Source organism: Providencia sp. wls1922 (assembly GCF_009706505.1).
Classification (GTDB): domain Bacteria; phylum Pseudomonadota; class Gammaproteobacteria; order Enterobacterales; family Enterobacteriaceae; genus Providencia; species Providencia lanzhouensis.
Window position 1 is genome coordinate 1 of record NZ_WLUG01000055.1, and the last position, 10,733, is coordinate 10,733.

Sequence of the window (10,733 nt, forward strand, 5' to 3'; positions counted from 1 at the left end):
GTGCTGTAGCTAGGCGGCAAATGAGTGGATCCCCAGGAGCATACACAAGTATGTGACTGGGGTCCGTGAATGAAGCCAACAACGCTGCGGCGCGAAATATGAAGGGAGAACATGAAGAAAAGTACTTACTGGAAAAAAAACCTCTACATCGTCTGGTTCGGCTGCTTTCTAACGGGCGCTGCCTTCAGCTTGATCATGCCTTTTCTTCCTCTGTATATCGAAGAACTTGGTATTACTGACCATGGCTCTTTGAATTTATGGACTGGTGCCGTTTTCAGTATTACCTTCCTATTTTCCGCTATTGCCGCACCTTTTTGGGGGCGCCTTTCTGACCGCCACGGTCGTAAATTAATGTTGCTGCGCTCTGCCCTTGGGATGGCGATTGTCATGTTGCTGATTGGCTTTGCGCAGAATATTTGGCAACTTTTGGCTTTACGGGCGCTTTTAGGCTTACTTGGCGGGTTTGTCCCGAATGCCAATGCGCTAATTGCCACCCAAGTCCCCGTGAATAAAAGTGGTTGGGCGATGGGTGTCTTGGCAACTGGCGCGGTGAGCGGTGCATTGATTGGTCCACTGATTGGTGGATTACTTGCCGACCAATATGGCTTGCGCCCAGTATTCTTTATTACCGCTAGTGTGTTGTTTATCTGCTTTTTTGTGACACTTTTCTACGTCCGTGAGCGTTTTACCCCCGTTTCACGCAAAGATGCTCTGACCGGAAAACAAGTTTTTGCCTCTTTACGTAATAAAAACTTAGTGATCAGCCTATTTTTCACCACCATGATCATCCAAGCATCGATTGGTTCGATTAACCCAGTGATCACCCTGTATGTTCGGGAGCTTTCAGACTCAATTGATAATCTTGCTTTTATCAGTGGGATTATTGCATCCATTCCCGGCGTTGCTGCACTGATTAGCGCCCCTATGCTCGGTAAACTGAGCGATCGCATTGGACCTGACCGTGTTTTATTAGCCGTACTTGCCGCCTCAATTTTTGTTCTATTTCCGATGGGGCTCGTCAGCAGTTATTGGGAATTAGGCGCTCTGCGCTTCTTACTCGGCGCCCTTAACGCCGCGCTGTTACCCGCCGTACAAACCTTAATTATTTATAATATTTCTCACCAAATCACTGGGCGAATATTTAGCTACAACCAAGCATTACGCGATGTAGGTAATGTCACGGGTCCTTTAATGGGTTCCTTTGTTGCAGCAACATACGGCTTTAGAGCCGTGTTCTTCTTCACCGCCGTATTAGTGTTGGTCAACCTCATTTACTCTTGGCTTATCATTAGGAAGCAATCCGATGGTTTAAGAGCATCTCCCTCTAAAGAGTAATGTTAATGTGTCCCTTTTACGCCAAAACATAACTTTTTATTATCTTTTCCACGAAAAGTTTATAAGCGCAAAAAACATTTTGTAACTCATTGTTTTTAATTAACTTAATCGATTCAAAAAACATTCTTTTATTGTCAATAAAAATCCGTTATTCTGTGCCCCCTTATCGTAAGAATGAGAGTTACATCGAATTTTCATCTTAAAACTGACTTTCTTACGATAAATTCATTCTGCTTATTAGCAATTTTATAATAATGTATGCCGAAAATATGTTTGCAACACAGCATTAACATATCAATAAAAAACAGTGATGGAGTTTCTGCTCCACATTCACAATTCGGCACAACCTCTTAAGTCACAACGTATTGGAGTTCACAGATGAGTCATTCTGCGACTAAAACTAAAACTTTTTTCGGGCATCCTTACCCGTTGAGTTCGCTTTTCCTCACCGAAATGTGGGAACGTTTTTCTTTCTATGGTGTTCGTCCTCTTTTAATCCTCTTTATGAGTGCAACTTTGTTGCAAGGTGGCATGGGGCTGCCGATTGAACAAGCATCTGCTATCGTGGGTATCTTCGCGGGTGGTGTTTATATCACTTCATTACCGGGTGGCTGGCTCGCGGATAACTGGTTAGGTCAGCGTCGTGCCGTTTGGTATGGTTCTTTGATCATTGCATTGGGTCACTTGTCGATTGCGCTGTCTGCGTTATTTACCAATACCTTCTTCTTCGTGGGACTGCTGTTGATCGTATTAGGTACCGGTTTATTTAAAACCTGTATCACCGTAATGGTTGAAACCCTGTATAAGAAAGAAGATACGCGTCGTGATGGCGGTTTCTCTCTGTTCTACATGGGTATCAATATGGGTTCATTTATTGCCCCATTAATTATCGGCCCATTACATGAAAAATACGGCTGGCATTTAGGTTTCGGTTTAGGTGGTTTGGGTATGTTAGTTGCCCTGCTTATCTTCCGTTTCTACGCGATCCCACAAATGCGTCGTTATGACAAAGAAGTTGGCTTAGATTCCACATGGAATCACCCTACCGTTCAACGTAAAAACGTCGGTAAATGGGTTGCTGTTGCCATGGCTGCACTGGCTGTACTGGTGGTGTTAATCAATAATGGCACTATTCCATTCAACCCTTCAGTAATAGCAAAAAGCTCGGCTTACATTATTTCTACGTGTGTGGGTATCTACTTTATTTTCATGTTCTTCTGTGCAGGTTTAAACAGCAGTGAGCGCTCTCGCTTACTGGCTTGTTTGATTCTGTTAATTGCTGCGGCGTTCTTCTGGTCTGCATTTGAACAAAAGCCAACATCATTTAATATCTTTGCGCGTGACTATACCGATCGCCAATGGGGTAACTTCGAAATCCCAACCATTTGGTTCCAATCAATCAACGCCTTATTTATCATTCTGTTAGCGCCTATTTTCAGCTGGTTCTGGCCTTCTTTGGCTAAGCGTAATCTGAACCCAAGCAGTATGACGAAGTTTGTGATTGGTATCCTGTTCGCCGCGGGTGGTTTTGCGGTCATGATGGTTGCCGCTAACCACGCTCTGGCAACACAAACTGGCGTTTCACCATTCTGGTTAGTTGGCAGTATTTTATTACTAACTTTAGGTGAACTGTGCTTAAGCCCAATTGGCTTGGCAACCATGACATTACTTGCACCACAGAAAATGCGCGGTCAGGTGATGGGATTATGGTTCTGTGCAAGTGCGCTGGGTAACTTAGCAGCAGGTATTATGGGTGGTAATATCCGTAAAGACCAACTGGATTCAATGCCAGACCTGTTCTCCCACGTTTCTATCGCACTGGTTATTTGTGCTGTTGTGCTAGCGGCCCTGATTATTCCAGTCAGAAAAATGCTGCAAAACGCAGATAAAAACGAAGCAAAAGCGAAATAATATTATTCGTTATTAGATAATCGTTGTTGGCGTAATAATCTCAAAAATTATTGCGCCAACCTCTCCTCAATACTGCAAATCTCGTGCTACTCTTCCCTCACTTTTCTAATCATAATGCGTTATTTCCTTTCAAGGATCTTTTACGATGAGCACACTGTCTGTTCCGGTTTATTATGTCGATGCGTTCACTGATACCCTATTTCATGGCAATCCGGCCGCTATCGTTTTACTTAATGAGTGGCTTCCTGATGACAAGCTTATCGCTATCGCCGCCGAAATTAACTTATCTGAAACGGCTTTTCTGGTAGGTGAACATATCCGCTGGTTTACACCGGTGATGGAAGTTAAATTGTGTGGTCATGCTACCCTTGCCGCTTCATATATTTTGAACCAGTTTAAGCAGCACCCAGCAAACCCTATTGTATTTCAGTCCTTATCTGGAGAACTGACGGTTCATAAAAATCAAGAAGGCTTCACATTAGACTTCCCTATTTTAGATTGTGAACCTGCCGATTTAAGCCAATATCCACAATTAAGCGAGATCCTCGGAACCCCTATTTCTGAACTGTATTTAGCCAAAGATCGCTATATCTGTTTTGTTGATTCACCAGAACAAGTGCAGAATTGCCATCCCGATATGTTGCGTCTTGCACAATTACCTTTGCAGGGATTAACCATTACCGCGAAAAGTGCTGATAGCCCAACTCACGACGAACAATGTGACTTTGTCTCTCGCTATTTTGCGCCAGCCAAAGGTGTTAATGAAGATCCCGTCACTGGCACCTCTCACTGTGCGATTGCTCCTCTTTGGGCTAAACGCTTACAGAAAAACCCAGTATTAGGTCACCAAATTTCTGCACGTGGTGGAAAAATACACTGCTTAGTTGAACAAAATCGCGTCAAAATGACCGGAAAAGCAACACTCTTTTTAGCCGGAACGATTCACTTTTGATTAATCACTGTATTTATTTGTGATCAGGATTACACTTATCGGCAACATTAATGATATGTACATTAATGTTCCGGTAAGTAATTATCTTTCCCGGTTCAAGTTTTTAAATAGTGAGAATTCAAAGAAAGTAAGGCTTAAATATGCGTTCCGACGTTGATGATGTAATCAAACAAAAAATTGAACAATCTGTTACCCATGTTTCTAAAGTGGTATTCCCAACCACCACTAACCACCATAGCACTCTGTTCGGTGGGACTGCATTAGCATGGATGGACGAAGTTTCCTTCATTACCGCGACCCGTTTTTGCCGCAAAAGATTGGTAACTGTCTCCACAGAAAAAATCAATTTTACCCACCCTATCCCATCAGGCACCATCGTTGAATTAGTCGGGGAAGTAATCCGAGTTGGTCGCACTAGCCTTACCGTTAATGTCTCTATCTTTTTAGAAGATATGTACGCTGAGGGACGAGAAGAAGTGATCCACGGACAGTTTAATTTCGTGGCTATTGATGAAAATGGCAAACCAACCCCATTATTTGAACAGTAATCACGGATCTCTCTTTACCACCATTCATACTGGTAAATAAAAAATGTGCGCCCGATCATTAAGATAGAGCGCACATTATTCATATTCTCGACATTAAGCGAATGCTAAGAATGGAGAGATACACAGTAAAATTCCGGTAAAAATAATCAGATATAAAGAAATACCTTTATATTTATGCAACATAGGGACTTTATAGACTAAATACGCTGGAATTAAACAACCCACCATCCCGAAAATTGGACTACAGATTGATGTGAAGCTCAGCACTGGTGCGTTCAGGATAATCGCTCCCCATGCTAATAGCACAGCAAAAATCATAATGCCGTTCTTCACCCAATTTTCATTAATACGCTCAACCGGCATAATACGTTGTAATATGTTCATCACAATGCCTTGAGTGGCTTCACGGAAACCTAAATAAACCCCAAAGAATGCGGTCATGACGGCAAAGATATTTAGCATGACGCTGACGACAGTCACCCAACCACCTGGGAAGAATTTCGCTGCGATAGCCAATGCAGAAATATTCTGCTCGTAAGCTTTCACCGCTTCATCGTGCCCCATAGCTAATGTGAATGATACTGCGTAGAAAAAGACGGTACAGAATAAAACAATAAACGCGATATTCATTGCACGCAGAGCTTTATAACGAGCCACTTCACGGTTCACGTTTTGGCTACGGAATGAAATCACCATTGGGCTTAATGTTTGAATAAACAGAATCGATGTTAATGTGAAAGGTAGTGTGATGACTGCCTCTTTGAATAAGCGACCAACAGGCGGCAATGAACCCACATTATATAAGTGCCACATCCCGACCATGGAAATACCCAATGCGGCAACCACAAATAATTTAGTCAGAACCATAAAGCTTGAAAGCTTAAATAGCAGTTTTTCACCGCGAGAAGAAATGGCGACTAAAATACAAATCAGAACTAGACCATACCAAGGACTTTCAGATAATAACCCATCCGTTACACCAAAAGTCTGAAAATATGATGCACTGTCATTCGTGATTGCCGTTGAATAAACAAACATCCAAATTACCAGCATAATAAAATAGAGTGCGCCAAGCAGCATACCCCAGTTTTTACCTAGATATCCGCTGATCACACTTGGATAATCTTTACATTCAGGTGATTCCGCCAGCGTATTAATAAACAGACGCTGAAACAAATACATTGCAGGATAACCGACAACGGATGATAGCAAAAATACCCATAAACCCATCAAGCCAACTTGTACGGGGAGAAAAACAATCCCCGCACCAATCGCCATCCCGATACTCATAATCACCCAACCAACATCTGTGCCATCAAACTTAGTGGCAGCACGCCATTGTTCTTGTGTCATGCCTGCACGAGAAGCCGCCGTAGAAGCTTTTCCATCATCGACATTATCTATTGTAGGGATCGTAGCCATAATTACTCACTTAATATTGTTGAACTCTTAAAAGAGAATTTTTTTTGTTTTAGATGCGACTTAAGTGGTTATTTCTTTCAATAACCTTAATTATTTGCAGGCTATTATAATGATTCCATCATAGAGGATATGTGAGAGAAAAATTATCTCTTTATTAACCTATAAAACCCCCAATAAAGAGAATATTTTTCTCTAAAAAGAGCAATCCGACGTAAATATCTCTATCTATCGACGGAAATAATCCCTATTAATTGTTTTTAGACGCGATAATTATAACCCTTTGTTTTTAAAGGTGTTAGTCTTTTAATAACCCATAAGTGATTATTAACAATTCCAACAATTATCCTTTTATTTCGTGCTAAACATCACAAGACACCATGATAACCACTACTATTCTTTGCAATAGTTCCGTATTTTGTATTTCTATTGTTAATTTTCGATATAAATAACTAGTTCGTTATTAGGAGTAATATTTAATTTTTACTCATTTATCGCGTCAAAGAGAATCACCGCGGGCTTATAATGAAGAAAAATATTTTGAATATTCACCCCTGAGGAGTAAAAGGCTCGTTTACTCTGTATTTTTGATGGGGCGTTGATATTTATAAATTATAGAAGTAGAGTATTTGATGCGTTGATGGTTATATCCTGTAATTAATAACTGTTAACACCGTTTCGAGTTTATCTTGAAATAAGGATATTCATAGCCAACTTAAGATACGGAAAGCCTTATGTTACGATTATTGACCTTTATTTCTTTATTTATATTTTCAACAAATTTAACTTTTGCAGCTCCTGTTCCTCCTGAAGTCATTAAGCAAATTGAACAACAAGCACAAAAAGGGGATGTGAAAGCTCAAGTTATGCTAGGCATTGGTTACTATGTTGGTAACGAAATTAAGCAAGATTATCCGAAAGCAAAGAAATGGCTTACGATGGCTGCCAATAAAGGCAATGCGGACGCTCAACTATTCCTAGGTGATATGTATCTTAATGGTAATGGCGTTCAATCTGATTTTGAAACAGCTTATGGTTGGATTGAGAAATCGGCGAATAAGGGAAATCCTGAAGCCATAAACTATATGGGTCAATTCTATTACCAAGGTGCTGGCGTAAAACAAAATTATCTCGTGGCTTTTGAGTGGTTCCAAAAAGCAGCCGATAAAAAATTTCCACCTGCTGAATATCAATTAGGAAAAATGCTACAAAATGGTGAGGGAACTGAGTTTAATGAAAAACTCGGCGCTGAATATATTAGTAAAGCGTGTAAAGGCGGATTAAAACCAGCCTGCCCAGAACCAGAAAAAGAAACCATAAAACCTAAAACGACTAAAAAATAATATTCTATTTGAATGCGGTAATACTCCCCTCATGTATTGCCGTTTTTTTATTGTCATTATTTTTATTATCCATTTTTTTATTCCCGCCAATTGCGTACTCCCGCTCACATCATTTTTAACCCAATTCAGTTAATATTAATTTATTAACAATCAATATGAAAAATGGTTAAAATGTTCTAAACTTATAATATAAAAGAAAAAAGGAGATATTATGTACAATACAATTTTAGTTCCTATTGATGTTACCGAAGACGACCTCACCAAAATGTTAGTTCCGCATGTTAATGCTATGCAGAAACTAAACAATTCTACCGTTCATTTTTTAGCTGTGACTGCACCAATTTCCAATTATTTACGCTATGGCGGCACTATTTTGCCTGGTGACTTCCCGGATGATCAAAAACAAGCTGATATCATTCTGAAAGAGTTACAAGAGAAAGTTAAACTGTTCTCTATCCCTGCAGATAAAGTGCAAGTAAAAGCGGTTGTAGGTTCAGTTAAAGATGAAATTTTGGCAACAGCTGAAGATATTAAAGCCGATGTGATTTTACTGGGCTCACGTCGCCCAAGTATGTCTACCTACTTATTAGGCTCCAATGCGGCTTCAGTTGTACGTTATGCGAAAACGAGCGTATTAGTGGTTCGCTAATCCATACGAAGGGTTAATAACCGCAGAAAGCTCTATTTTAACTCGTCGAATGGTTAGGGTTAAAGTTTGTTACACTAAAGGGCAATTCCATACAATTTATAAGCCCATTTATTCGACATTTAAGGTAAATTAGAGGCTCATAAACATTTTCGTGACTATTTCACACCCTGCTCCTCAGAGCAGGGTTTTTTATGCCTCATCCAGGCATTATTGACAGTTGGATATCACTGTTTCAACGCCGATTTCATCACATTTTCAAAATCTTCCCATGAACAATACCCATTTTTATCTATCGGGCAATTTTTCAATTCAAGGGTAACGTGTTTTGGCGGCGTTGCTAAAGAGAGGTAAGCATTGTCTCGCAACTGATCTGCAGTTTGATACACATACTCAATCTTCACATAGTCCTTTGTCTCTTTTTTATCTGTCCAACGCTGGAATACCAATTTACCGCCAATCGGTGTGTGCTCATATTGATCAGGTAATTGGTACGGTTTGAAATCCATCGCAGATAATACTGAAGCAATATTTGAATCATGTCCCACTAAGAAAATGAATTTAGCCGTTTCGCCTTTATTGACAGAAACAAAGCCTTTATCCATATAACTCAGAATTGGATGTGCCACATTTTTTGCGATGATTTTCGGTGTAAATAACGTTTCTTGATAAGCATTTTTTAAAGTATTCAGCTTTTGCCATTTTTCATCACTATTGACCATTCCCCATGCTACATCTTTTTCAGGGAAGCCTTCATAATATTGCAGGTCAATTGCATCGACGGCAGAGTTCGCCATCTTCAACGGTCCACTCACACCCGGTTCTTTATCTGCTTCAATGATAAAACTGTTCTTTGGTGTGGCTAAATTACACAGTTTATCCGTCGCGCACTTCTTCGAATCTTTAATATTGAGAACATTGTCCAGCTCATCATAACCTGGCTTCAAGTTTAACCCTTTAAGGTGGGACTCCATCGCTTCAAGTGCTTGTTTTTTAAATTCAGGGGAGCTATTCGTAATGATAGGATTAAACACGGGATCCATCGTACCAATTTCCGGTTTATGATGGATATTCACTTTACAACCAGGGAATGCCCCCACAGTAAAGAACTGCGCAGTTGCAATCGTTCGCTGTAGGCTATTCGTGTAAATATAGATATCATCGCTGCTGGTTGGACATAATTCATTCACAAATAATTTATTGCTATCGAGCCACTCTCTAAAATAGTGCCCCATATACACTTCGAGCGCCCCGCCCTTTGTCGTTAAATAGCCACTTTCTGCATCCCATGCTGGCCACTTTTTATCGGTTATTTCTGTCAGGATCCCTGTATTAACAATAGGAGTACGTAAATTATGACGACTTAGAACTAAAACTTGGTCTAATTCCATATTTTGTGCATTATCTGTACTTGCCAGAGCGGGGGCTATTGGTGCTAATAACGCCGCCGATAAACACACTGTTAGCATTTTATATTTCATCAGCATACTCCTACCATAGTTTTTAAATTGATTAACATAATCAAACAATAAACACTGCAATAAAATAAAGTATAGTGCTTATATGAATTTCGGAAACATATCCTCTAATAATGAAGCAGTTATCTTTTTTTTCTGCGATTAATATCCCAAAAATGCTCCTCAACTAAAATAACCATCAAATATTGACATTAACTAGCCATAATTTAAGATGAATTTTCACTATAAGGATAAAATGCAATGAATATTCAGCCCGCCACTGTCGAACATTACGATGAGATCATTCATCTTTGGGAGGCTTCTGTAAGAGCAACTCATGATTTTCTGCCAGAAAAGAACATAGAAATGCTAAAAACACCCATTAGGGAACAATACTTACCTAATTTGTCTGTTTTTGTGACTTTTGATCCTAACGGCAAAATAGCGGGCTTTTTAGGTACTGGTGAGAATCGTCTAGAAATGTTGTTTATTTCCCCCCTTGCAAGAGGGACAGGCATTGGTAAACAACTCCTGAATTACGCCATTAAACACTTAGATATTAATGAAGTCGATGTGAATGAGCAAAATTCGCAAGCAGTTGGTTTCTATCAACACATGGGATTTGTTCAATATGCTCGTTCCGAACTTGATGGGGAAGGAAATCCGTTTCCTTTACTGCATATGCGATTAACCAAATAACGACAGATTATTATAGATAGTGGCTATTCATCACTGTATTCACCAGAAAGTGATTAAATACGTCATACTGACTCAACGTAAAAGGCGTATTTAAGCTTAAAATTTCCAGCTTATGAGGCGCATACTGGGCGTTATAGCATGGATGGTGATGGACATAGTCATTTCTGACAAAGCCAGTTTTTTCATAGAAATGAAGACGTTTTCTTGCAACTTCATCGACTAATGGGTCTATCTCCAACACTATCTGTGGGTACAACTGGCACAGTGCGGTCAACGATTTTTGGCCGTAACCTGACCCACGAATATGTTGGTCAATCGCAAAATGTTCAATATAGAAAAAGGCATCAATAACCCACCCACCGATAAATCCAACAAACTGATTATTGTCTGTAATTTTATATAAATAATATTGCTCTAGAGGGA

10 protein-coding genes are annotated in these 10,733 nt (G+C 39.9%); 7 read left to right on the forward strand and 3 right to left on the reverse strand.

Translation table 11 applies throughout. The features are described 5' to 3' along the window. Positions 1 to 111 precede the first annotated feature (111 nt). The 4 genes from mdtG (at position 112) to GKR71_RS05030 (ending at position 4,746) form a co-directional block, all read left to right on the forward strand. Positions 112 to 1,335, forward strand: coding sequence for a multidrug efflux MFS transporter MdtG (gene mdtG, locus GKR71_RS05015; protein ID WP_036951561.1), 1,224 nt, complete (start codon positions 112 to 114; stop codon positions 1,333 to 1,335). Positions 1,336 to 1,713: 378 nt separating this feature from the next. Further along, a complete protein-coding gene (locus tag GKR71_RS05020; protein WP_154634006.1) occupies positions 1,714 to 3,246 on the forward strand; it encodes a peptide MFS transporter in 1,533 nt (510 codons plus the stop codon). Positions 3,247 to 3,391: 145 nt separating this feature from the next. Further along, complete coding sequence (locus tag GKR71_RS05025) at positions 3,392 to 4,198, forward strand: PhzF family phenazine biosynthesis protein (protein WP_036951565.1); 807 nt, start codon at positions 3,392 to 3,394, stop codon at positions 4,196 to 4,198. Positions 4,199 to 4,338: 140 nt separating this feature from the next. Continuing rightward, the gene (locus GKR71_RS05030) at positions 4,339 to 4,746 is read left to right on the forward strand and encodes an acyl-CoA thioesterase (RefSeq protein WP_036951567.1); all 408 of its coding nucleotides are present in this window, start codon (positions 4,339 to 4,341) and stop codon (positions 4,744 to 4,746) included. Positions 4,747 to 4,839: 93 nt separating this feature from the next. Here the strand turns inward: GKR71_RS05030 and GKR71_RS05035 are convergent, their stop codons facing one another. Beyond that, positions 4,840 to 6,168 carry an amino acid permease gene (locus GKR71_RS05035; protein ID WP_036951569.1) on the reverse strand — a complete coding sequence of 443 codons (1,329 nt, stop codon included), beginning with the start codon at positions 6,166 to 6,168 and terminating at the stop codon, positions 4,840 to 4,842. Positions 6,169 to 6,911: 743 nt separating this feature from the next. Between GKR71_RS05035 and GKR71_RS05040 the strand changes: the two genes are divergently transcribed. Further along, positions 6,912 to 7,508, forward strand: coding sequence for a tetratricopeptide repeat protein (locus GKR71_RS05040; RefSeq protein ID WP_230082500.1), 597 nt, complete (start codon positions 6,912 to 6,914; stop codon positions 7,506 to 7,508). A 211-nt stretch (positions 7,509 to 7,719) separates the two neighbouring features. Beyond that, complete coding sequence (locus GKR71_RS05045; protein ID WP_036951577.1) at positions 7,720 to 8,157, forward strand: universal stress protein; 438 nt, start codon at positions 7,720 to 7,722, stop codon at positions 8,155 to 8,157. 224 nt (positions 8,158 to 8,381) lie between these two features. Here the strand turns inward: GKR71_RS05045 and agp are convergent, their stop codons facing one another. After that, positions 8,382 to 9,635: a bifunctional glucose-1-phosphatase/inositol phosphatase gene (agp, locus tag GKR71_RS05050; RefSeq protein ID WP_154634007.1), complete on the reverse strand. Its 1,254-nt coding sequence runs from the start codon at positions 9,633 to 9,635 to the stop codon at positions 8,382 to 8,384. A gap of 237 nt (positions 9,636 to 9,872) precedes the next feature. Here agp and GKR71_RS05055 point away from each other — a divergent pair, with 237 nt between their 5' ends. Continuing rightward, positions 9,873 to 10,310, forward strand: coding sequence for a GNAT family N-acetyltransferase (locus GKR71_RS05055; protein ID WP_154634008.1), 438 nt, complete (start codon positions 9,873 to 9,875; stop codon positions 10,308 to 10,310). A gap of 10 nt (positions 10,311 to 10,320) precedes the next feature. Here the strand turns inward: GKR71_RS05055 and GKR71_RS05060 are convergent. Further along, on the reverse strand, positions 10,321 to 10,733 hold a 413-nt coding region (locus GKR71_RS05060), incomplete at its 5' end, for a GNAT family N-acetyltransferase (protein ID WP_154634009.1).